Raw genomic sequence first — 23,211 nt, forward strand, 5'->3', positions numbered from 1 at the left:
AATTACTGCTCTCCCACTCATAAATCCTACTTTTTTGCAGGAAAAAACGTGAACAGAATGTCCACGTTGTTTAAACAACATTCAAATTTTATCACTTCAATGACAAGATAGCAAGAAGTTTTCTCTGTAAAGTTAAAGTTTTTCTACTTGAGTGAATTCAAGCTCTACTGGAGTTTCTCTACCAAACATGTTTACATGCACTTTTAGCTTCTGTTTTTCAATAGATATATTTTCGATTGTACCGATAAAGTTAGCAAATGGTCCTTCTTTAACTTTTACCGATTGTTTCAATTCGAAATCTATTTCCGGTTGTGGAGATTCCACGCCCATTTGTCGTAAAATGGCCTCGACTTCTTCAGGAAGTAATGGAGTAGGTTTTGAACCTCCGCCAGAAGAACCGATAAATCCGGTAACACCAGGTGTGTTACGAACAACATACCAAGAATCATCTGTCATGAGCATCTCTACAATAACATAACCGGGAAATATTTTCTTCGTAACTTGCTTTGACTTTCCGTTCTTAATTTCTGTTTCTTCCTCAACCGGAACTAGAACACGGAAAATTTTATCCGTCATCCCCATTGTTTCTACTCTTTTTTCTAAATTTGTTTTCACTTTATTCTCATAACCTGAGTAAGTGTGAACGACATACCAATTCATTTCCATGTGTGTTCAGGACAATAAAGTCCTTCCCTCCTCTAACCAAATCATATTTGATAGTATAGCCAGCGCCCTCTAAAAGGATGATAACCGATTCATTTCCGAAACATTACTTGATGTTCGTATAAAACTTCTTCTAACATAACTTATTCCGTAATTAATCGAATAAGGGATGAGATCCCATAATCAGCTATTGCAAAGTAAATTGCAATAAAAATTACTGTAAAAACAACGACGATGGTATATCGAGTTAATTCTTTTCGATTCGGCCAAGATACTCGTTTCATTTCAGTTGAAACTTCTTTCAAAAACTTTAATGGCTTTTTCATTGTGTCGGCCACTTATTCCACCTCCAATATATGTAACTACTTCGTCTCCGAATGAGTTGTATGCTTTTCGCAAGTGCTACAATATTTATTTATCTGAAGTCGCTCTGTCCGACCTTGAGTTGTTTTCGTTGTTGAATAGTTCCTTGAATGACAATACTCGCAAGCAAGCGTCACTTTATGTGACATGACCATTCTCCTTTTATTTCACGTTTAATACATACCCATAAAATTTATCACATTGGTTCCTTTGGTGTCAATGCTTGTTCATCATCAGCATAGACGTCTGAGAATTATTTCATAACATGTAATACAAAAAAACAGGGTCGCCCCTGCTTAAGATAATTTCATGTCTTTTATTTCAACAAAGCGTTCGAGTTTTCTTTTTACACGTTGCAGCGCATTATCAATCGATTTCACATGTCTTTTTAGATCGACGGATATTTCCTGATAACTCCTGCCGTCAAGATAAAGCATGAGTACCTTCCGCTCCAAGTCACTAAGAATTTCACTCATTTTAAGCTCGATATGGTCAAATTCCTCTTGATTGATTAGAAGTTCTTCAGGATTGCTCACCTTGGTCCCACAAATAACGTCAAGAAGTGTCCGATCTGACTCTTCATCGTAAATGGGCTTGTCCAAAGAGACATAGGAATTTAACGGGATGTGTTTTTGTCTAGTTGCTGTCTTGATGGCGGTTATAATTTGCCTCGTAATACAAAGCTCTGCAAAGGCTTTAAACGAGGAAAGCTTGTCCCCTTGAAAATCACGTATAGCCTTATACAAACCGATCATGCCCTCTTGCACAATGTCCTCATGATCTGCTCCGATTAAGAAGTAAGATCTCGATTTTGCACGCACAAAATTTTTGTACTTAGTAATTAAATATTCAAGCGCAGCACTGTCGCCTTCACGTACGTATTCTACAAGACTTTCATCGTCTAGATGGCGAAAATTCTCTTGTAGTATGCCCTTCTCGATGAATTTCAAAGCCACCGCAATCCCTCCGACCTATCTTTTTCTGTCATTCGAAAAAGTTAGTCACTCCCATGACTCCACTCATAAGTGTTCAAAGAAAAATTTTTGCGAATATTTTGCGAATTATTTTAATTGTCTAATTATAACAATATTATACATGGGTAAAATCGATAACGTCAAGGTGTTATCAGTTACCTCTGCGCCATTTTTCAAAAATTTCTGCCATTTCATCAGTAATCGGTAATTTTGTTTTAGCTTTTACTTTTTTCGTATTGTTTACTTCTGTTTCAATTCCTTTTTCAATTTGAAGCATTTCTGTCCGTAACTCTCGTGCAGATTTTCTGAAAGCACCGCTGGCAAAGATAACCCGTTGCTCTACGAAATCTGAAGTTGCGACGTAGATTTGCGTGTCTATCCGCTTCCATTCAATGACTAATCGCTCAATCCGTTCGTCCGCTGTTTCCTTTTCTCTTGTATAAATAACATTTAAAGAAAAATTACTATATTTTTTACCAACGCCAGGAACCATGTGAGCATCGAAGATAATTGTTACTTCTATTCCAGTGAATGCCTGATATTCCGCCATTTTTTCAATAAGAATGTCCCTCGAACCTTCAAGATCCTTTTTTTGTAATTCTCGAAGTTCTGGCCAGTCTCCAATAATATTGTAGCCATCCACTAGTAATACTTTTCTCATTCTACCTGTTCTCCGCAGTCGGACGCCTTCTTAAAACTTCATACATGAGAAGACTTGCTGCAACGGAGGCGTTCAAGGATGTCACCTTACCCATGAGAGGAATTCTAATAAGAAAATCACACTTCTCTTTCGTGAGACGGCTCATTCCTTTTCCTTCACTCCCAATAACCAGACACAAAGGCATATCTACTTCAACTTTTTTGTAATCATCCTGCCCTTTGGCATCTGTACCGATAAACCACATTCCATCTTTTTTAAGCTCGTCCATTGTCCTCGCCAGATTCGTTACCCGGGCAACTGGAACATGTTCAATTGCACCAGCCGAAGCTTTGGCAACCGTCGATGTTAAACCGACTGCCCTTCGCTTTGGGATGATTACACCATGCGCGCCCGCTGCGTCTGCCGTTCTTAAAATTGATCCTAAATTGTGAGGGTCTTCCAGCTCATCTAACATGATCAAGAAGGGGGATTCTCCCCTTTCAGCAGCACGTTCTAAAAGTACCGATATATCCTGATATTCATAGGCTGCAATTTGCGCGACAACACCTTGATGATTCGAGTCTGGCACCATATGATCTAGTTTTTTTCTAGGAACGCTTTGGATTTGTACCTTGTTCGTTTTGCTCGCTTGAATGACATTCGTCATCGAACCTTTTAAGGAACCCTCAGCAATCCAAATCTTGTTGATCGGGTGATTCCCTTTTAAAGCTTCCAATACTGGATTTCTTCCTACTATATAATCTGAGTTCTCTGCCATTTTATCCCTCCTCCCTTTCTAAAATATCGAAACTCATCGAAACGATTTCATCCATTCGCTCCTGTTTTTCCGTTAAATACAAATAACCAATTAATGCTTCGAAGGCTGTACTGTATCGGTATGTCGTATGGTCAGTATTCTTAGGAACTGTGCCAGACTTCGCATTTCTGCCACGCATTGCTACCGACACTTCTTCTTTCGCTAAGAACCCCTCCTCCAGCAAGATGTGAAGCACCTTTGCCTGCGCTTTGGCCGAAACATAGCTTGTTGCTTCCTTGTGTAATCTATTTGGCCGCACTCGCCCTTTAGAGATGAGTCTGTAGCGAACATACGTCTCAAGTACGGCGTCTCCCATGTACGCTAAGGCTAAGGCATTTAACTGTTCCGGTTCTTGGACAACTTCTTTTAGTTTCATCACTCAGAACCCCTCTTCCAACGAGTTCCCTGAGGCGTATCTTCGAGAATAATACTTTGCTCTTTTAAACTATCGCGAATTTCGTCGGCTCTAGAAAAATTACGATCTTTCCTAGCCTGAATACGTTCTTCAATCAATGCTTCAATTTGACCATCCAGTAACTCCTCCGCTCCTAATTGCATGCCTAAAACGAAGGCCATATCATCAAATTGAGTGAGGAAAGCTTGAAGTATTTCCGGATTCGAATGTTTTTCTTCCAAATAAGAATTACTTACTCTAACTAAATCAAACATTGCGGAAACGGCATTTGCACTATTAAAATCATCGTCCATCGCTTCCGTAAAACGGTCTCTTTGTTCTGTGATTTGTTTCAACCAACGGTCGTTCTTTTCACCAAGTCCCACTGTTTCAGATAAACGGTGCGATAGGTTGAAGTACGTTGTCTTAATGCGTTCTAAACTACTTTTCGCACTGCTAAGCTGGTCATCATTAAAGTTAATTGGACTTCTATAATGCGAATTTACGATGAAAAAACGCACGACTTCCGGGTCAAATTGTTGAATGATGTCTTTTACGAGCACAAAGTTCCCCAGTGATTTCGACATTTTTTCATTGTCAATGTTAATATATCCATTATGAATCCAATAATTAGCCATTTTTTTCTCATTTAAAGCTTCTGATTGAGCAATTTCGTTTTCATGGTGCGGGAACGACAAGTCCTGACCACCCGCATGAATATCAATTGTTTCCCCTAAGTACTTCTTCACCATCGCCGAGCATTCTATGTGCCAGCCTGGCCTTCCTTTTCCCCACTCACTCTCCCAGGAGATTTCACCAGTCTTCGCAGCTTTCCATAATACAAAGTCCAATGGATCTTCTTTTTTGTCCCCTACCTGGATTCTTGCGCCTACCCGAAGATCATCGATCGATTGATGGGACAACTTCCCGTAACCATTAAATTTGCGTGTACGGAAATAGACATCCCCAGCAGATTCATAGGCATATCCTTTTTCTACAAGTTGCTCAATAAACGAAATGATTTCCGGCATAGATTCTGTAACACGTGGATGCAAATCGGCCTTTTTTACGCCTAAAGATGCTGTATCATGATGATATGCTTCGATAAATCGCTCTGCAATACCCATAACATCCTCACCCATATCTTCGGCAGCTTTGATAATCTTGTCATCCACATCAGTAAAGTTGGAGATGTACTGCACTTCATATTCTCGGTACTCAAAGTACCTTCGTACCATATCAAATACGACTGCGGGCCTTGCATTACCAATGTGAATATAGTTGTATACAGTTGGTCCACAAACATACATTTTTACTTTGCCCTTTTCCATAGGCTTAAATGTCTCTTTTTGTCTTGTTAACGTATTATATAATTGTATCGTCATCCATTTTTCCTCCCTGAATTCTCGGTAACCATTGGTCTTTCGTTTATTTCTTTCAATTCCTTCACTTCTTTTTTCAATCGGATAAGTTCTTGTTCCAAAGATCTAAATTTATCAGCTACCGGGTCCGGTAAATTGATGTGATTAAGGTCATGATCTATTCTTATGCCATCTTGAACGACTATTCTGCCTGGAATACCGACCACTGTTGAGTTTGGCGGGACCTCTTTTAATACAACAGAACCCGCGCCAATATTAGAGTTTTTCCCTATTCGCATAGAGCCTAACACTTTAGCACCTGTAGCTACCAGGACGTTATCCTCTAAGGTTGGATGACGTTTTCCTTTTTCTTTCCCTGTACCGCCTAACGTTACTCCTTGAAAAATAGTGACATCATTGCCGATCTCACAGGTTTCACCAATGACCACTCCCATACCGTGGTCTATAAATAATCGCTGACCGATAACTGCCCCTGGGTGAATTTCAATCCCAGTTAAAAATCGGCTTACTTGGGAAACAAATCTCGCAATAAAAAATAACCTCTTTTTCCATAACCAATGAGCAAAGCGATGAGACCATATTGCGTGGACTCCAGAATAATTTATCATGACTTCAAATCTGTTTCTTGCTGCAGGATCCTGTTCTAAGACAACATCAACATCGTTTCTAAGCGTCTTAAACATGAAAGGTCCCCCCTTTCTACTTATAATATTTATGAAGAATATTGTTTAAAAACCTCTAAAAATGCCAAAAAACGCCTATGTGCCCTAATAGGACACAGAGACGCTTTTTGGCGCGGTTCCACTCTGTTTGAGCACAAAAAAACAAAGTGCTCCACTCTGAAAGATAACGGTCTTTCACCCGCCTAAAACTACTTTGGAAAGTTATCCGTTTGGAAATAGGACTCAGAGGGGCATTCGAAAGGAGATTATCTTAAGTCACTTTCAGCCACGGTGACTCTCTCTAATAAGATGACACATCCTTTTTACTTTTCCTCTTCAGCGATTTAACTATAAAAATAATGAAATTTAGTCATTGACTCTCTATTAAAAGAAACACATTTAGAGTAATTTGGCTAATCTTTGGTTTACAACAGCTTTCCCTAATAAAGCAATAGCTTGAGGTAAATCCGGTCCATGCATTTGACCAGTTGCAGCAACTCGAACAGGCATAAATAACTTTTTCCCTTTATGTCCCGTTTCCTTTTGTACTGCTTTAATGGCTTTTTTCACATGTTCTGCAGTGAATTCTTCCAAATCATTTAGTTTTGTTTTTAATGCAGCAATAACTTCCGGAACTTGTTCCTCTGCAAGAATTTCCTTTGCTTCTTCATTATAATCGATTTCTGCACGGAAGAACAACTCTGTTAACTCAACAATTTCCGCTCCATAACTCATTTTCTCCTGATGGAGGATAATTAAGTCATGCGCCCACTGTGTTTGAGCTTCGGACATATCTTTTGGTAATCGTCCTGCTTGAATAAGATGAGGAAGAGCAAGCGCTACTACTCTATCTTCTGCTGCTTCTTTCATGTATTGGTTATTCATCCACGCTAGCTTCTGTGTGTCAAACACAGCTGGTGCTTTAATCACTCTGTCTAATGAAAATTGTTCAGCTAGTTCATCGATGGACAGGATTTCTTCTTCTCCGCCTGGAGACCAGCCTAATAAGGCAATGAAATTCACGATTGCCTCTGGTAAATAGCCGAGATCTCTATATTGTTCGACAAACTGAATAATGGATTCATCACGCTTACTCATTTTTTGCTTGTCTTCATTCAAGATTAACGAAGCATGAGCAAACTCCGGAGGCGTCCATCCAAATGCTTGAAAAAGCAAGACTTGTCGTGGAGCATTCGATAAATGTTCTTCTCCACGAATAACATGGGAAATTTCCATCAAGTGGTCATCAATTACTACTGCAAAATTATACGTAGGTATGCCGTCCTGGCGAACAATAACAAAGTCGCCAACACCGTCGGACTCAAAGGTTACATCTCCACGCACCGCATCATTCACATGAATTTCTTCTTTCTCCGGCACAAGAAAACGTACGACGGGTTTCCGTCCCTCCGCTTCATAGGCTTGCTTCTGTTCAGCAGTCAAATTACGGTCACGCCCACTATATTTCGGAGTTTCTCCACGAGATCGTTGGTCTTCACGCTCTGCCTCAAGCTCTTCTGTAGTCATGTAACAATGATAAGCCTTGCCTTCATCTAAAAGCTGATCAACAAACTTTTTATAGATGTCTAAACGCTCCATGCTTCGGTAAGGGGAATGGGGACCGCCAATGTCGATGCTTTCATCCCAATTTATCCCTAACCATTTCATACTTTCCATTAACTTTTCCATTGCCGTGTCCACATTTCTGGCTTGATCTGTATCTTCAATCCGTACAATGAACTTCCCGTTTAGATTGCGGGCAAAAAGATAGTTAAAGAGTGCTGATCTAGCTCCTCCAATATGTAAATGGCCCGTAGGACTAGGGGCAAACCTTACTCGAATTTCCTGACTCATAGTATGACACCTTCCATTCTTATATTCATTACTGTATTAAAATGTTCAATGGTGAAATGAATTAGATTTGTTTCATGTTGCTAAGAGCTTTCAAGTCTTTCCCTTTTCTTCAGTAATTACATTCTAACATCAAGTTGTTTTCCAAAGATACTTTCTTTATTTGTTGTTTTCCACAAGTAAAACCACTGCCTGAGCTGCTATTCCTTCTTCTCTTCCGGTAAAACCGAGTTTTTCTGTGGTTGTTGCCTTCACATTTATTTGCGAAACCTCCGCTTGTAGTAATTCAGCAATTTGCTCCCGCATCTTCTGAATGTGGGGAGCCATCTTTGGCTTTTCCGCCATTATTGTACAATCAATATTTCCAAGTTTAAAACCTGACTTTTTAACAATTTGCCACACGTGCTCTAATAGTTTTGCAGAATCTGCACCTTTGAATGCTTCATCTGTATCCGGGAAGTGTTTACCTATGTCTCCCTCTCCAATTGCTCCTAAACAGGCATCGGCAATCGTATGTAGCAGCACATCTGCATCGGAATGTCCTAATAAACCTTTGGGATGCGGAATGGTAATTCCACCTAGTATTAAAGGTCTTCCTTCTACTAATTGATGAACGTCAAAACCTTGTCCAATTCTCATGATTCCTTTTCACCCTTTCGTTTTTGAATGATTGCTTCTGCGAAAAGCAGATCTTCGGGAGTGGTTACTTTGAAATTATCATATCCGCCTTCAATAATCGAAACCGGCTGGTTCATGTATTCCATTAAACTTGCATCATCTGTCCCTATGTAACCTTGTTTCACGGCTGTTTCGTGTGCCTGAAGAATATTTTTTAAGTAAAAAGCTTGTGGGGTCTGTATTGACCATAAATGGTTGCGTTCCACCGTCTTCGCTACAAGAGTTCCGTTCACTTGTTTTATCGTGTCTTTCACCGGGACACCAACAATGGCTGCGCCTGTTTCTTCTACACTAGCAACCAACTCTTTGATCACTTGGATTCGGATAAATGGACGCGCTCCATCGTGTATTAATACGACCGGGTTTCCGGACAAAACTTTTAAGCCTTCATGGACACTGTTTTGTCGTTCCTTTCCTCCAACAACGAAATGGCTCACTTTAGCAATACTGTATTCTTTCATCAAGTCTTTCATCATAGCTATTTCTTCTTGATTTACTACTAGAACGATCTCCGAACATAGAAGATCCTCCTCAAACACACGAAGCGTGTGAACGAGAAGGGGAATATGATCGATTAATAAAAATTGCTTGTTTCTTCCCGTCTTCATTCGCTTCCCTTGCCCAGCTGCAGGAATTACAACATGATAGTTTTTCATCGGTACCATTCCTTTTTAAAACTTACTTCTATGTTTATTCTCGCATGCAGATTAGCTTTATAGCAAGTCTGTAGTCAAAAAAATGCAATAAACCTCACTAGTTTGCAAGTAATACATGCAAATACTCTTAACGAGCAGAAAGCGTCCAGGTTTATTGCATCAGTCTAAACGTAAACAATTATTTTTCGATAAACAGGTTTTCTAAAAATTTATAGCGCTTTTTCCATTAGTTTCGGACGGGCAAATATCATTCTACCTGCAGATGTTTGTAATACACTAGTAACGACTACTTCTATATTTTTACCAATATAATTTCGTCCTTCTTCCACAACAATCATTGTCCCATCGTCTAAATATGCGATGCCTTGATTCTGTTCTTTTCCATCTTTGATTACCTGTACACCCATTTCTTCCCCGGGTAAAACAACAGGTTTTACAGCATTTGCTAAATCATTGATGTTCAAAACAGCTACCCCTTGAAGATCGCAAACTTTATTTAAATTGAAATCATTTGTTACAACATATCCGTTCATAAGCTTAGCTAATTTAACAAGCTTACTATCTACTTCTTGTATTTCCTCAAAATCACCTTCATAAATCTCCACATTCACATCAAGTTCTTTTTGAATTTTGTTTAGAATATCGAGTCCTCTTCTTCCGCGATTGCGTTTTAATACATCAGATGAATCAGCGATATGCTGCAATTCTTCTAGTACGAACTCTGGAATAATAAGCGTACCTTCAATAAATCCTGTCTGACATATATCCGCAACTCGACCATCAATAATAACACTTGTATCTAAGATTTTAAGTTTACTATGATCATTTCCTTCGATTTCAGGATTCTTTTTGGATCCTGCCCTAGGGAATAAACCCAATAACTCGTCACGCTTTTGAAACCCAACCTGAAAACCCAGATAACCAAATAATAAAGTAATCAAGACTGGAAGGATAGAGCTCAAAATGGGAATTTCTACTTGATTAAATGCCCACGAAATTACAAATGCAAGCATTAAACCTACCACTAATCCCATTGTTCCAAACAAAAGATCTGTTATCGGGAACTTAAGAAGAGTTTCCTCTATTAGCCGGATAAAGTTAACAATACTGTCAACAAACCAATAAAGTAATAAGAATAATATAAGTGCACCTAAAATCGCGCCAGTATAAGCGTTTGCCAACCAATTTGGTATGGAGTCTACATCAATAACCTGGAATAATTCAGGCATAAAAATGTATCCGACTGTTCCACCGATAAATAGAATCACTATTTGTACAATTTTATGAAGCATATACTTCACCTCCTATACTTATTATAGACAATAGAAAATTTTCCAAACATAAAACATTAAAATTACAAAAAAATACTAAATTCATAGTAATACTTTATCACCAGCTTACTTAATTGTCAATAAAAGTAAATTAGTAATTATATCGTTATTTAGTTCTTACGTCAACACTTGTTTATTTTTGACAAGCCAATATTAGATGTGTCTATCCACAAAAAACTGCTCCTGAATTCTTCTTAAACCCTCTTTTATTTTCTTTGCTCTTGCCGTGCCAATCCCATCCACTTCATCCAATTCCTCAATGGTCGCTCGCATAATTTTAGGTAGATCTTTGTATCGATCAACAAGATTCTCTACCACCAACGGAGGAATTCTAGGTATTTTATTTAAAATGCGATACCCTCTTGGACAGATGGAGTGTTCGGATAAATTTAGATTTTTTCCGTAACCTAACAATTTTACAATTACTTGATCCTCAAGTAATTCATCATTAGAAAGCTTTGTCAACTTTTTCAATATATCTTCCGCGGTATGCTTTCCTTCTTTCCTATAATCCTTGATCAGAAGTATCGCTTCTTTTTCAGTATTCATAACGAGTTCTTCCAACTGCATCGAAATAAGTCTTCCTTCATTCCCAAGTTCATTGACGTAGTTTAAGATCTCACTCTTAATTCTAAGGACCATTTCAATTCGGTGCATGACTTGAGAAACCTCTTGGAAAGTAACTAATTCCTCAAACTCGAGTGCGCCTAAATTGGTAATACTTTGATCCAGGACTGATTTATACTTTTCCAAAGTTTGAATAGCCTGATTGGCCTTCGTTAAGATAACACCAATATCTTTTAATGCATATCGGTACTCCCCCTGATATAACGTGATCACATTTCGTCTTTGTGAAATAGAAATCACCAGGTTTGCTGTTTGTCTGGCTACACGTTGAGCAGTTCGATGGCGTATTCCTGTTTCTGTCGATTCGATCATGTTATCTGGAACGAGCTGCGTGTTCGCGTAAAGAATTCTGCCCGCATCCTCACTTAATATAATCGCCCCGTCCATTTTAGCTAACTCATATAAATAGGCAGGTGAAAAGTCACTATTAATAAAGAACCCGCCATCAACAAGCCTCGTCATCTCATTATTGTAACCTAGAACAATTAGTCCTCCTGTTTTTGCTCGAAGAACGTTATCAATACCTTCTCTCAACGCTGTTCCGGGCGCCACGAGTCTCAAGACATTATTTATAAAACTTGAATCATAATTCAAACGTTGGTGATCCACTTGAAACTCCCCCTAACGTTAGATTTAGTGCTTCATTTACACTGTTAATACCTATGACTTCAATACCATCAGGTACTTTCCAGCCTCCAAGGCACTTTTTAGGAATAATGACGCGCTTAAACCCTAATTTTAAAGCTTCCTGCACGCGTTGTTCTACTCGAGACACACGCCGGACTTCTCCTGTTAACCCCACTTCTCCAATGATCACATCTGCCGGTGCTGTAGGTGAATCACGAAAACTAGAAGCTATTGATACGGCTATAGCAAGATCAATCGACGGTTCATCCAAACGAACTCCCCCCGCTACTTTTACATAAGCGTCATGATTCTGGAGCATCATACCTACTCTTTTTTCTAATACAGCCATAATTAAAGATATCCGATTGTGATCAACACCAGTAGCCATCCTTCTAGGGTTACCAAAGCTTGTTGGAGATATAAGTGATTGGATTTCCACTAAGACTGTGCGAGTACCTTCCATGGAGGCAACAACTGCTGAGCCTGCAGCTCCTGAGGATCTTTCTTCAAGAAATATTTCGGAGGGGTTCAACACCTCTTCTAAACCTAACTCTTTCATTTCAAAAATACCGATCTCATTTGTGGAACCAAACCGGTTCTTCACAGCTCTTAAAATGCGATAACTATGATGACGATCACCCTCAAAGTAAAGAACACAATCGACCATATGTTCAAGAATTCTCGGTCCTGCAATAGATCCTTGTTTTGTCACGTGACCTACAAGGAATATGGCAATACCTGTTGTTTTTGCAATACGCATAAAGGCCGACGTAGATTCACGTACTTGCGTAACACTTCCTGGAGCACTTGTCACACCATCCAGATAAACGGTTTGAATAGAATCAATAATGACAAGAGAAGGATTCATCTCATCGATTACCTTTTCAATATGTTCTACATCTGTTTCAGCTAGTACAAATAAATTATCATTCCCAATTCCTAAACGGTCGGCACGGAGTTTTGTTTGTTTCACCGATTCCTCTCCGGAAATGTAGAGAACCCGCTCTTTCCGCTCAGATAATGTTGCCGAAACTTGTAAAAGTAATGTGGACTTTCCAATACCCGGATCGCCACCAACTAAAACAAGAGAGCCAGGTACAATCCCTCCGCCCAAAACTCTGTTAAGTTCATTGATATGCGTGCTTATTCTTTCTTCATCTGTGCGTTCAATTTTTGTAATCGGTTGAGGTTTCGTTACCCTCGTTGCGGTTGCCGAACCAAACCCTCTTTTTCTCGCTGTGGTTTCAGCCTCCACCTCTTCTACAAGGCTGTTCCAACTTTGACATCCAGGGCATTTCCCCATCCATTTTGCTGATTCATACCCGCAGTCCTGGCATACAAATTTTGTTTTTCTTTTTGCCATCTGGCTGTCTCCTTTACATGATGAATTTTCAGATTTCCGATAGTATCTTATTAAAATCTATGTCCTTTTACCTTGTCAAACAACCTTTTCTTTCTCATTATAACAAGAATCTTCTTTTAGAGCTTGTTTCAAAGATGTAAAAGGGAGAAGCCTCAATAAGCGACTTCTCCCGTTTCAATTCTTATTTTTTTTCTGGTTCTGGTTCTGGTTCAAGTTTACCTTGGGAGGTAACAACATATTCTCCGTCTTTTAGTTCCAGCTTAACGGATTCACCTTTGGAAATATTTCCTCGAAGAAGTTCTTCGGATAACCGGTCTTCTACTTGTTTTTGCAGAGCGCGACGTAATGGTCTTGCTCCATATTCAGGATCAAAACCTTCATCAGCGATTTTCGTTTTCGCTTCTTCTGAAAGGTCGAATCCAATTCCTTGCTCTTTTAATCGCTTGGTCAATTGATTTGCCATAAGTGTGACAATCTGTTGAATATGAGATTTCTGTAAGGAATGGAACACGATAATCTCATCGATACGGTTTAGGAATTCAGGCCGGAAGCTTTTCTTCAATTCTTCCATTACCTTTCCCTTCATATCCTTGTACTCTGCGCCTTCTTGTTGAGCAGTAAAACCAAGGCTAGATCGTTTAAGTGTGCTAGCCCCCACGTTAGAAGTCATGATAATTGCAGTATTTCTAAAATCCACACGACGTCCTTTTGAATCTGTTAAGAATCCGTCTTCAAGCACTTGAAGAAGAATATTGAATACTTCCGGGTGAGCCTTTTCTATCTCATCTAACAAAATAACAGAGTAAGGCTTGCGGCGAACTTTTTCTGTCAGCTGTCCACCTTCTTCATGACCTACATAACCTGGAGGGGCTCCAACTAATCTGCTCGTCGAATGCTTTTCCATATATTCCGACATGTCTATACGAAGGATCGCATCTTCATCACCAAATAGCGATTCCGCAACTGCTCTTGCAAGTTCTGTTTTACCTACACCAGTAGGTCCTAGGAATATAAACGATCCAATTGGACGTTTCGGATCCTTTAAACCAGCTCTTGCGCGACGAACGGCTTTAGAAACAGCAGTCACTGCCTCATCTTGACCTATTACACGATTGTGCAAGATTTCTTCCATACGCAGAAGTCGTTCTGTTTCTTCCTCTGCTAACTTGTTAACAGGAACTCCTGTCCAAATAGATACTACTGATGCAATATCTTCTTTTGTTACTTCTGAATTTTCTTGTCCTTGCTTTTCTTTCCACTCATTTTTTAGAGTTTCCAGCTCTTCTCGCTGCTTTTGTTCTTTATCCCTTAAAGATGCTGCTTTTTCAAATTCCTGGCTTTGCACTGCTGCATCCTTTTCTTTGCGAAGTTCATCAAGAGTTTGTTCTTTCTCTTTTAAATTCGGTGGTGCGGTATAAGAACGCAAACGAACTTTCGAACCAGCTTCATCAATTAAATCAATTGCTTTATCCGGCAGGAATCGGTCCGCAATATAACGATCAGACATTTGAACAGCAGCCTCAATCGCTTCATCCGTAATTGTTACTCGGTGATGAGCCTCGTAACGATCACGTAAACCACTAAGTATCTGAATAGACTGCTCAGGTGTCGGCTCATCCACTTGGATTGGCTGGAATCGACGTTCAAGTGCAGCATCTTTTTCAATATATTTACGGTATTCATCAATCGTAGTAGCACCGATACATTGAAGTTCGCCTCTTGCAAGGGATGGCTTCAAAATATTAGAAGCATCAATTGCTCCTTCTGCTCCACCTGCACCAATTAACGTATGCAATTCGTCGATGAATAAGATAACGTTCCCGGCTTGACGGATTTCTTCCATCACCTTCTTTAAACGATCTTCAAATTCACCGCGGTATTTTGTCCCCGCAACGACAGTTCCCATGTCTAATGTCATTACGCGTTTACCGCGAAGTGTTTCAGGAACCTCGTTATCTACAATTTGCTGTGCAAGTCCTTCCGCAATCGCCGTCTTACCTACACCTGGCTCCCCAATTAAAACGGGGTTGTTTTTAGTACGTCGACTAAGCACTTGAATCACACGTTCAATTTCCTTAGCCCTTCCGATCACCGGATCAATTTGATCTTCTTTCGCAATGGCCGTTAAGTCTCTTGCTAAGCCGTCAAGTGTTGGTGTATTCACATTTGATGAGCCTGCTCCTGAAGAAGATTGTTGTTGGCTGTTCGCCGACTCACTACTTCCTAAGAGGTGAAGCACTTGCTGTCTTGCTTTATTTAAACTTACGCCAAGGTTATTCAAAACTCGTGCAGCTACGCCTTCTCCTTCACGAATTAAGCCCAATAGAATATGCTCTGTTCCAACATATGAGTGACCAAGCTTTCTGGCTTCATCCATAGATAATTCAATAACTTTTTTAGCTCTTGGAGTGTAGTGAACTTGCTTTGTAGTTTCTTCTCCACGCCCTATAAGATTTTCTACTTCTGTTTGAATTTTTTCAGCACCTAAGCCCAAAGCCGTTAAGGCCTTTGCTGCAATTCCTTCACCTTCACTAACTAAACCTAACAAAATATGTTCTGTCCCTATATTACTGTGCCCTAATCTACTTGCTTCTTCTTGGGCTAATGCTAATACTTTTTGAGCTCTCTCTGTAAATCTCCCGAACATCATATGCTGCACCTCCGTGATATAATCAATCTGCTAATTCCAGTTTTAATCGCTCTCTAATAAGCGCTGCTCTTCGTTGATCCCGATCTTCTGACAATAGCGCCTCACCTGCATACTGCTGTAAAAACCCAGGTTGAGTTAAAATCATGAGTTCATTTAAAATATTTCCTTTTACGTCTTTAATTAAACCCATATCAATTCCCAATCTTACATCTGACAATCGCTTCATTGCTTCTTTAGATTCAATCCTGCGGCTATAAGCCAAAATACCATATGAGCGGTAAATACGATCTTCCAATAAAATTTGTGATTGCTGAAGAAGTGATTCTCTGGCCGCACGCTCATGTTGGATCAACTGACTCACAACACTACGCAAATCTTCTACAATATCCTGTTCCTTTTTTCCTAAAGTAGTCTGGTTTGAAATCTGAAATAAATTTCCCTGAGCCTCACTACCTTCGCCGTAAATACCTCTCACAACAAGGCCAAGTTGATTAATTGCTGGTAAAATTCGATTAAACTTCTTTGTTAAAACTAAAGCCGGTAAATGCATCATGACCGAGGATCGAAGGCCTGTTCCCACATTTGTAGGGCAACTTGTTAAGTATCCACGTTTCTCATCAAAGGCAAAATCAAGTTTTTCTTCCATCCAGTCATCCATATCGTTGGCGTATCTCAATGACTCATCAAGTTGAAACCCGGAGAGCAAACATTGAATACGAAAGTGATCTTCCTCATTAACCATTATACTTAATGACTCATCCTCGCTTAATAAAACAGCGCCTGCTTTTGTTTCTCTAGAAAGGTTAGGACTGATTAAATGTTTTTCCACTAACACACGTTTTTCATTTTCTTTTAATTCATTCATCTGGAGTAATTCCAACACTCCAAACTTTATATGGTTTTGACCAGCATATTTCTCCTTTACCTGAGAGATAATTTCTCCTAATTGGTTTTCTTTCGCAATAATTGGATAGGGTATATGCTGTAAGTTTCTTGCTAATCTAACTCTACTGCTAATCACAATATCTGACTCTGGCCCTTCATTTTTCATCCAAGGGCTAATCGCATCGTTCATAAAGGATTCGATAGACATGATCAATCACCCTCCTTTTCCTGCAAATTATTTTTCAGAGAACGGATTTTATCTCTTATCTTAGCAGCCTGCTCAAACTCCTCATTTTCTATTTGGGTCTTCAAAGTACTTCTTAGATTCTCTATTTCCCGGTGAACATGCAAATCCTTCCCTTTTCTTTTAGGTATTTTACCCGCATGCTCCGCGTTTCCTCCATGAATTCGTCTGAAGATAGGGTCTAACTTTTCATCAAAAGTCCGATAGCACTCTGCGCAACCGAATCTTCCAATCTCCGCAAACTGCTGGTACGTCAACCCGCAGTTTTTACATGTGAGTTCTTCCCGCTGAGTCTTTAAGGAAGGACTTTCTTTTGTCGTAGAAAAAGGCTGCTCCGTATCCAGTAGTCCAGATAGTAATTGATGAATAGAAAAGCTATTTGATCCAGGGATATAATCCCCTTTGTCTTTGGCACAAGTCTCACAAATATGAAATTCAGTCTTCTCGCCATTAATTATTTTTGTAAAGTGTAAGCTCGCCTGTTTCGATTGACATTCCTGGCAAAGCATCGATTCCCCTCCTCATCTTTACTCATTCTTTTCCTCATATTTCAAAGTAGCCAGCATTGCTTTTAAAAGGTTGGCACGTAACTCATCCCGATATGGTAATTTTAAAGCGATAACTTCCCTATGCATGCAACTGACCATAAGGTTTGCTTCTCTTTTGGTGATCGCTTCTTCTTCTACTAATCGTTTGATCATATTCATTGCAGCCGTTTGGGAAATCCCTTGCCCGACTAATTCAATTAGTTGATCATATAAAGCAAGCTGATTATGGTGGTGAACTTTTATGATACGAATATAACCACCACCACCGCGCTTACTTTCCACGATATAACCCTTCTCGACAGTAAAACGCGTTCGAATGACATAATTTATTTGCGATGGTACGCATTCAAACTGTTCTGCTAGTTCACTTCTTTTCACTTCGATTAAAGCTTTCTCATTTCCTGCTATTACTTCCTTCAGATAATGCTCGATTAGATCAGAAATATTTCTCATCGCATCGCACTCCTCACCTTGCACAGTTGATGCCATTATATATGATATGCAAAAAACAGTACTTCATTAAAATATTCATAATAAAGATCTGACTTTGACTATATTTGACTTTAATACTATTATAACTATTTTTTTTCCCTAAGCAAATATTTTGAACTAAAATTTCAAAATGTTTTGCACTAAAATCAGCTACAATTTTCTCAATTATATTCATCATGTATGTATCTCACGTTCCAAAACCTTTCTTATATCTATTCCACTAAACACCAAGGTTCAATCTCATGATTTTATTCAAGTTTTGAAATAGGTTGTCGAAAAAACTGCTTATTAATTCCTGATTCATATAATTCGGAATACATGAGACGTGCTTTTAAGTCCTTTCATCTATCGTTCGTACCTAGGTATCTATATGCATAGGTGTGATAGAAATACTGCAGTGCAGGTTTGAATTCTTTTCTTAGGATGGATATGATAGTCAGATGAGGAAGTTGTATTAAGCGTCACTATGTAATGAGGTTAGTTACTTACAGACTTATCCTATGCATCAAGTCGCTCAAAGATAAGTGTAGGCGAAGAGTACTTTTTATTTAAGACTAAGTTTTCGCTCTTGATTTCTTCCAGTATCGCTGGTAGGTGCTACGACGGTAGCACCTACCTCTAATATTATAGCCGCACAACCCTTTAAAACCACAAAAAAAGACATTCTCCAAAGAGAATGTCTTTTCATAATTGCCCAGCGGCGTCCTACTTTCACAGGGGGAAACCCCCAACTATCATCGGCGCTGGAGAGCTTAACTTCCGTGTTCGGCATGGGAACGGGTGTGACCTCTCCGCGATCGTCACTGGACATAGTGAGTGGTCGTTGACCTCTCAAAACTGGATAACGTGATGGACTGAAAAGAATCGTTGCTTAGAGTAAAACATTTGGTTAAGTCCTCGATCGATTAGTATCTCTCAGCTCCGCATGTCGCCATGCTTCCACACGAGACCTATCTACCTCATCTTCTCTGAGGGATCTTACTCACTTACGTGATGGGAAATCTCATCTCGAGGGGGGCTTCATGCTTAGATGCTTTCAGCACTTATCCCTTCCACACGTAGCTACCCAGCGATGCTCCTGGCGGAACAACTGGTACACCAGCGGTGTGTCCATCCCGGTCCTCTCGTACTAAGGACAGCTCCTCTCAAATTTCCTGCGCCCGCGACGGATAGGGACCGAACTGTCTCACGACGTTCTGAACCCAGCTCGCGTGCCGCTTTAATGGGCGAACAGCCCAACCCTTGGGACCTACTTCAGCCCCAGGATGCGACGAGCCGACATCGAGGTGCCAAACCTCCCCGTCGATGTGGACTCTTGGGGGAGATTAGCCTGTTATCCCCAGGGTAGCTTTTATCCGTTGAGCGACGGCCCTTCCATACGGTGCCGCCGGATCACTAAGCCCGACTTTCGTCCCTGCTCGACCTGTATGTCTCGCAGTCAAGCTCCCTTATGCCTTTGCACTCTACGAATGATTTCCAACCATTCTGAGGGAACCTTTGGGCGCCTCCGTTACTCTTTAGGAGGCGACCGCCCCAGTCAAACTGCCCACCTGACACTGTTCCTGAACCGGATCACGGTCCGAGGTTAGAATGTCAAAACAGCCAGGGTAGTATCCCACCAATGCCTCCACCGAAGCTAGCGCTCCGGTTTCCAAGGCTCCTACCTATCCTGTACAAGCTGTTCCAACATCCAATATCAAGCTACAGTAAAGCTCCATGGGGTCTTTCCGTCCTGTCGCGGGTAACCAGCATCTTCACTGGTAATATAATTTCACCGGGTCTCTCGTTGAGACAGTGCCCAAATCGTTGCACCTTTCGTGCGGGTCGGAACTTACCCGACAAGGAATTTCGCTACCTTAGGACCGTTATAGTTACGGCCGCCGTTTACTGGGGCTTCAATTCAGAGCTTCTCCCTTACGGGATAACCCCTCCTCTTAACCTTCCAGCACCGGGCAGGTGTCAGCCCCTATACATCGCCTTGCGGCTTGGCAGAGACCTGTGTTTTTGATAAACAGTCGTTTGGGCCTATTCACTGCGGCTCTCTCGGGCTTGCACCCTAATAGAGCACTCCTTCTCCCGAAGTTACGGAGTCATTTTGCCGAGTTCCTTAACGAGAGTTCTCCCGCGCGTCTTAGAATTCTCATCCCGCCTACCTGTGTCGGTTTGCGGTACGGGCACCAGCTTCCTCGCTAGAGGCTTTTCTTGGCAGTGTAGGATTGGGAACTTCGGTACTAAATTTCCCTCGCGATCACAACTCAGCCTTCACGACAAGCGGATTTACCTACTTGTCAGCCTAATTGCTTCGACGCACACAACCAACGGTGCGCTTACCCTACCTTACTGCGTCCCCCCATTACTCAAACGGAAACGTGGTGGTACAGGAATTTCAACCTGTTTTCCATCGCCTACGCCTTTCGGCCTCGGCTTAGGTCCCGACTTACCCTGAGCGGACGAGCCTTCCTCAGGAAACCTTAGGCTTTCGACGGAGGGGATTCTCACCCCTCTTTTCGCTACTCATACCGGCATTCTCACTTCCAAGCGCTCCACATGTCCTTCCGGTCATGCTTCGACGCCCTTGGAACGCTCCCCTACCACAGGACACCCGAAGGTGTCTGTCCATAGCTTCGGTGATACGTTTAGCCCCGGTACATTTTCGGCGCAGAGTCACTCGACCAGTGAGCTATTACGCACTCTTTCAATGATGGCTGCTTCTAAGCCAACATCCTGGTTGTCTAAGCAACTCCACATCCTTTTCCACTTAACGTATACTTTGGGACCTTAGCTGATGGTCTGGGCTGTTTCCCTCTTGACTACGGATCTTAGCACTCGCAGTCTGACTCCCGAGGATAAGTTTTTGGCATTCGGAGTTTGACTGAATTCGGTAATCCTGTGGGGACCCCTCGTCCAATCAGTGCTCTACCTCCAAAACTCTTCCCTCGAGGCTAGCCCTAAAGCTATTTCGGGGAGAACCAGCTATTTCCGAGTTCGATTGGCATTTCACCCCTACCCACACCTCATCCCCGCACTTTTCAACGTGCGTGGGTTCGGGCCTCCATCCAGTGTTACCTGGACTTCACCCTGGACATGGGTAGATCACCCGGTTTCGGGTCTACAACCACATACTCATTCGCCCTATTCAGACTCGCTTTCGCTGCGGCTCCGCCTTTTCAGCTTAACCTTGCATGGGATCGTAACTCGCCGGTTCATTCTACAAAAGGCACGCTGTCACCCATTAACGGGCTCCAACTACTTGTAGGCACACGGTTTCAAGATCTATTTCACTCCCCTTCCGGGGTGCTTTTCACCTTTCCCTCACGGTACTGGTTCACTATCGGTCACTAGGTAGTATTTAGCCTTGGGAGATGGTCCTCCCAGTTTCCAACGGGGTTTCACGTGTCCCGCCGTACTCAGGATACACTCCGGAGGAGTCTGCATTTCGACTACAGGGCTTTTACCTTGTCTCGCGGACCTTTCCAGGTCGCTTCATCTACACAGACTCTTTGTAACTCCATATGGAATGTCCTACAACCCCAAGAGGCAAGCCTCTTGGTTTGGGCTGTTTCCGTTTCGCTCGCCGCTACTCAGGAAATCGCATTTGCTTTCTCTTCCTCTGGGTACTAAGATGTTTCAGTTCCCCAGGTCTGCCTTCTCACACTCTATGTATTCAAGTGTGGATCTTATCCCATTACGGATAAGGGGTTCCCCCATTCGGAAATCTCCGGATCAAAGCTTACTTACAGCTCCCCGAAGCATATCGGTGTTCGTCCCGTCCTTCTTCGGCTCCTAGTGCCAAGGCATTCACCGTGCGCCCTTTCTAACTTAACCATTTTTTGCGTTTGACTACACATGACCTTTGAATGTCTTTGTCAGCTGCACTCTTCATCATCCTCACGTACCTAAGTACGTTCCGGTGACTCATTGCTTGCTTCCGCGAACTTCTCGGTCCTGCTTGCCAATACCTCCGAAGAGGTTCACAATTGGTGGCGTCTTTCTTAGCCTACATCTAAGACACTCGGTTCACTTTCTTTGAACGTATTCAAAGGGTGTAACCGGTGATTCTTTTCAGTCATTTCGTTATCCAGTTTTCAAAGATCAACTCCGCAATATATCGCGGTATTACAAAAGATATTTTAATTGGTGGAGCCTAGCGGGATCGAACCGCTGACCTCCTGCGTGCAAGGCAGGCGCTCTCCCAGCTGAGCTAAGGCCCCAAAAAAACCAATTCAATTATGGTGGGCCTGAGTGGACTCGAACCACCGACCTCACGCTTATCAGGCGTGCGCTCTAACCAGCTGAGCTACAGGCCCATAATGAATGAGTTTAAGATAAATCCTATTTTGAAAGGAGTAACCTCTCAAAACTAAACAAAAAGTCCAAGACAAAGTTCGATTCAATAAGTTGAGCTTAAATGCTCCTTAGAAAGGAGGTGATCCATCCCCACCTTCCGGTAGGGATACCTTGTTACGACTTCACCCCAATCATCTGTCCCACCTTCGGCGGCTGGCTCCAAAAAGGTTACCTCACCGACTTCGGGTGTTACAAACTCTCGTGGTGTGACGGGCGGTGTGTACAAGGCCCGGGAACGTATTCACCGCGGCATGCTGATCCGCGATTACTAGCAATTCCGGCTTCATGCAGGCGAGTTGCAGCCTGCAATCCGAACTGAGAATGGCTTTATGGGATTCGCTTGACCTCGCGGTCTTGCAGCCCTTTGTACCATCCATTGTAGCACGTGTGTAGCCCAGGTCATAAGGGGCATGATGATTTGACGTCATCCCCACCTTCCTCCGGTTTATCACCGGCAGTCACCTTAGAGTGCCCAACTGAATGCTGGCAACTAAGATCAAGGGTTGCGCTCGTTGCGGGACTTAACCCAACATCTCACGACACGAGCTGACGACAACCATGCACCACCTGTCACTCTGTCCCCCGAAGGGGAAATCCCAATCTCTTGGGTGGTCAGAGGATGTCAAGACCTGGTAAGGTTCTTCGCGTTGCTTCGAATTAAACCACATGCTCCACTGCTTGTGCGGGCCCCCGTCAATTCCTTTGAGTTTCAACCTTGCGGTCGTACTCCCCAGGCGGAGTGCTTAATGTGTTAACTTCGGCACTAAGGGCATCGAAACCCCTAACACCTAGCACTCATCGTTTACGGCGTGGACTACCAGGGTATCTAATCCTGTTTGCTCCCCACGCTTTCGCACCTCAGCGTCAGTTGTAGGCCAGAAAGTCGCCTTCGCCACTGGTGTTCCTCCACATATCTACGCATTTCACCGCTACACGTGGAATTCCACTTTCCTCTCCTACACTCAAGTCCCCCAGTTTCCAATGACCCTCCACGGTTGAGCCGTGGGCTTTCACATC

Annotated in this window: 19 protein-coding genes, 2 tRNA genes, 2 rRNA genes and 3 other annotated features; all 23 genes read right to left on the reverse strand. The window is 41.8% G+C overall.

Annotated elements, in window-relative coordinates:
• Positions 1–132 precede the first annotated feature (132 nt).
• The 23 genes from nusG to CEF18_RS18505 all read right to left on the reverse strand — a co-directional run bounded on the left by nusG (position 133) and on the right by CEF18_RS18505 (position 22,154).
• Positions 133–666 carry a transcription termination/antitermination protein NusG gene (gene nusG / locus CEF18_RS18390; protein ID WP_110938000.1) on the reverse strand — a complete coding sequence of 178 codons (534 nt, stop codon included), beginning with the start codon at positions 664–666 and terminating at the stop codon, positions 133–135.
• 140 nt (positions 667–806) lie between these two features.
• Complete coding sequence (secE, locus tag CEF18_RS18395) at positions 807–989, reverse strand: preprotein translocase subunit SecE (protein ID WP_110938801.1); 183 nt, start codon at positions 987–989, stop codon at positions 807–809.
• 36 nt (positions 990–1,025) lie between these two features.
• Positions 1,026–1,181 carry a 50S ribosomal protein L33 gene (gene rpmG, locus CEF18_RS18400; RefSeq protein ID WP_407690425.1) on the reverse strand — a complete coding sequence of 52 codons (156 nt, stop codon included), beginning with the start codon at positions 1,179–1,181 and terminating at the stop codon, positions 1,026–1,028.
• 141 nt (positions 1,182–1,322) lie between these two features.
• Entirely contained in the window at positions 1,323–1,976 is a 654-nt protein-coding gene (gene sigH, locus CEF18_RS18405; protein WP_407690433.1) for an RNA polymerase sporulation sigma factor SigH, read from the reverse strand.
• Positions 1,977–2,151: 175 nt separating this feature from the next.
• Entirely contained in the window at positions 2,152–2,661 is a 510-nt protein-coding gene (locus tag CEF18_RS18410; RefSeq protein ID WP_110938003.1) for an NYN domain-containing protein, read from the reverse strand.
• Between the two features lies 1 nt (position 2,662).
• On the reverse strand, positions 2,663–3,418 hold the full coding sequence (rlmB, locus tag CEF18_RS18415) for a 23S rRNA (guanosine(2251)-2'-O)-methyltransferase RlmB (RefSeq protein WP_110938004.1): 756 nt from the start codon (positions 3,416–3,418) through the stop codon (positions 2,663–2,665).
• Between the two features lies 1 nt (position 3,419).
• Complete coding sequence (locus CEF18_RS18420; RefSeq protein ID WP_110938005.1) at positions 3,420–3,833, reverse strand: Mini-ribonuclease 3; 414 nt, start codon at positions 3,831–3,833, stop codon at positions 3,420–3,422.
• Positions 3,833–5,236, reverse strand: coding sequence for a cysteine--tRNA ligase (gene cysS / locus CEF18_RS18425; RefSeq protein ID WP_110938006.1), 1,404 nt, complete (start codon positions 5,234–5,236; stop codon positions 3,833–3,835). The genes CEF18_RS18420 and cysS overlap by 1 nt, the downstream gene beginning before the upstream one ends.
• Entirely contained in the window at positions 5,233–5,916 is a 684-nt protein-coding gene (cysE, locus tag CEF18_RS18430; RefSeq protein ID WP_110938007.1) for a serine O-acetyltransferase, read from the reverse strand. Before cysE ends, cysS begins: the two co-directional genes overlap by 4 nt.
• 93 nt (positions 5,917–6,009) lie before the next feature.
• Positions 6,010–6,244, reverse strand: a binding site (T-box leader).
• A 50-nt stretch (positions 6,245–6,294) separates the two neighbouring features.
• On the reverse strand, positions 6,295–7,749 hold the full coding sequence (gltX, locus tag CEF18_RS18435) for a glutamate--tRNA ligase (protein WP_110938008.1): 1,455 nt from the start codon (positions 7,747–7,749) through the stop codon (positions 6,295–6,297).
• Between the two features lie 156 nt (positions 7,750–7,905).
• Positions 7,906–8,388 (reverse strand): 2-C-methyl-D-erythritol 2,4-cyclodiphosphate synthase, encoded by a 483-nt coding sequence (gene ispF / locus CEF18_RS18440; RefSeq protein ID WP_110938009.1) that lies wholly within the window; start codon positions 8,386–8,388, stop codon positions 7,906–7,908.
• Entirely contained in the window at positions 8,382–9,080 is a 699-nt protein-coding gene (gene ispD / locus CEF18_RS18445; protein ID WP_110938010.1) for a 2-C-methyl-D-erythritol 4-phosphate cytidylyltransferase, read from the reverse strand. The genes ispF and ispD overlap by 7 nt, the downstream gene beginning before the upstream one ends.
• Before the next feature lie 209 nt (positions 9,081–9,289).
• On the reverse strand, positions 9,290–10,372 hold the full coding sequence (locus tag CEF18_RS18450; RefSeq protein ID WP_110938011.1) for a PIN/TRAM domain-containing protein: 1,083 nt from the start codon (positions 10,370–10,372) through the stop codon (positions 9,290–9,292).
• Between the two features lie 192 nt (positions 10,373–10,564).
• Positions 10,565–11,647, reverse strand: a complete 1,083-nt coding sequence (gene disA / locus CEF18_RS18455) for a DNA integrity scanning diadenylate cyclase DisA (protein WP_110938012.1) — start codon at positions 11,645–11,647, stop codon at positions 10,565–10,567.
• On the reverse strand, positions 11,622–13,028 hold the full coding sequence (gene radA / locus CEF18_RS18460; RefSeq protein ID WP_110938013.1) for a DNA repair protein RadA: 1,407 nt from the start codon (positions 13,026–13,028) through the stop codon (positions 11,622–11,624). Before radA ends, disA begins: the two co-directional genes overlap by 26 nt.
• A gap of 181 nt (positions 13,029–13,209) precedes the next feature.
• A complete protein-coding gene (clpC, locus tag CEF18_RS18465; protein WP_110938014.1) occupies positions 13,210–15,678 on the reverse strand; it encodes an ATP-dependent protease ATP-binding subunit ClpC in 2,469 nt (822 codons plus the stop codon).
• Positions 15,679–15,700: 22 nt separating this feature from the next.
• Positions 15,701–16,771: a protein arginine kinase gene (locus CEF18_RS18470; RefSeq protein ID WP_110938015.1), complete on the reverse strand. Its 1,071-nt coding sequence runs from the start codon at positions 16,769–16,771 to the stop codon at positions 15,701–15,703.
• Positions 16,772–16,773: 2 nt separating this feature from the next.
• Complete coding sequence (locus CEF18_RS18475; RefSeq protein ID WP_110938016.1) at positions 16,774–17,316, reverse strand: UvrB/UvrC motif-containing protein; 543 nt, start codon at positions 17,314–17,316, stop codon at positions 16,774–16,776.
• A gap of 18 nt (positions 17,317–17,334) precedes the next feature.
• Positions 17,335–17,808 carry a CtsR family transcriptional regulator gene (locus tag CEF18_RS18480; RefSeq protein WP_110938017.1) on the reverse strand — a complete coding sequence of 158 codons (474 nt, stop codon included), beginning with the start codon at positions 17,806–17,808 and terminating at the stop codon, positions 17,335–17,337.
• 731 nt (positions 17,809–18,539) lie between these two features.
• Positions 18,540–18,655 (reverse strand): 5S ribosomal RNA (gene rrf / locus CEF18_RS18490).
• A 77-nt stretch (positions 18,656–18,732) separates the two neighbouring features.
• Positions 18,733–21,672, reverse strand: a 23S ribosomal RNA gene (locus tag CEF18_RS18495).
• Positions 21,673–21,982: 310 nt separating this feature from the next.
• Positions 21,983–22,058 (reverse strand) — tRNA-Ala (locus CEF18_RS18500).
• A gap of 19 nt (positions 22,059–22,077) precedes the next feature.
• Positions 22,078–22,154: transfer RNA gene (locus tag CEF18_RS18505), tRNA-Ile, on the reverse strand.
• Between the two features lie 125 nt (positions 22,155–22,279).
• Positions 22,280–22,927: a sequence feature (16S ribosomal RNA rRNA prediction is too short), on the reverse strand.
• Positions 22,928–22,931: 4 nt separating this feature from the next.
• Positions 22,932–23,211 (reverse strand) — a sequence feature (16S ribosomal RNA rRNA prediction is too short).

This window comes from Salipaludibacillus neizhouensis (assembly GCF_002886185.1).
GTDB classification, from domain to species: Bacteria; Bacillota; Bacilli; order Bacillales; family Salisediminibacteriaceae; genus Salipaludibacillus; species Salipaludibacillus neizhouensis.

Bases quoted from the DNA above. Each gene is read 5' to 3' on its own strand.
- nusG (WP_110938000.1), bottom strand. From the start codon at position 666: ATGGAAATGAATTGGTATGTCGTTCACACTTACTCAGGTTATGAGAAT.
- secE (WP_110938801.1), bottom strand. From the start codon at position 989: ATGAAAAAGCCATTAAAGTTTTTGAAAGAAGTTTCAACTGAAATGAAA.
- rpmG (WP_407690425.1), bottom strand. From the start codon at position 1,181: ATGGTCATGTCACATAAAGTGACGCTTGCTTGCGAGTATTGTCATTCA.
- CEF18_RS18410 (WP_110938003.1), bottom strand. From the start codon at position 2,661: ATGAGAAAAGTATTACTAGTGGATGGCTACAATATTATTGGAGACTGG.
- rlmB (WP_110938004.1), bottom strand. From the start codon at position 3,418: ATGGCAGAGAACTCAGATTATATAGTAGGAAGAAATCCAGTATTGGAA.
- CEF18_RS18420 (WP_110938005.1), bottom strand. From the start codon at position 3,833: ATGAAACTAAAAGAAGTTGTCCAAGAACCGGAACAGTTAAATGCCTTA.
- cysS (WP_110938006.1), bottom strand. From the start codon at position 5,236: ATGACGATACAATTATATAATACGTTAACAAGACAAAAAGAGACATTT.
- cysE (WP_110938007.1), bottom strand. From the start codon at position 5,916: ATGTTTAAGACGCTTAGAAACGATGTTGATGTTGTCTTAGAACAGGAT.
- gltX (WP_110938008.1), bottom strand. From the start codon at position 7,749: ATGAGTCAGGAAATTCGAGTAAGGTTTGCCCCTAGTCCTACGGGCCAT.
- ispD (WP_110938010.1), bottom strand. From the start codon at position 9,080: ATGAAAAACTATCATGTTGTAATTCCTGCAGCTGGGCAAGGGAAGCGA.
- CEF18_RS18450 (WP_110938011.1), bottom strand. From the start codon at position 10,372: ATGCTTCATAAAATTGTACAAATAGTGATTCTATTTATCGGTGGAACA.
- radA (WP_110938013.1), bottom strand. From the start codon at position 13,028: ATGGCAAAAAGAAAAACAAAATTTGTATGCCAGGACTGCGGGTATGAA.
- clpC (WP_110938014.1), bottom strand. From the start codon at position 15,678: ATGATGTTCGGGAGATTTACAGAGAGAGCTCAAAAAGTATTAGCATTA.
- CEF18_RS18470 (WP_110938015.1), bottom strand. From the start codon at position 16,771: ATGTCTATCGAATCCTTTATGAACGATGCGATTAGCCCTTGGATGAAA.
- CEF18_RS18475 (WP_110938016.1), bottom strand. From the start codon at position 17,316: ATGCTTTGCCAGGAATGTCAATCGAAACAGGCGAGCTTACACTTTACA.
- CEF18_RS18480 (WP_110938017.1), bottom strand. From the start codon at position 17,808: ATGAGAAATATTTCTGATCTAATCGAGCATTATCTGAAGGAAGTAATA.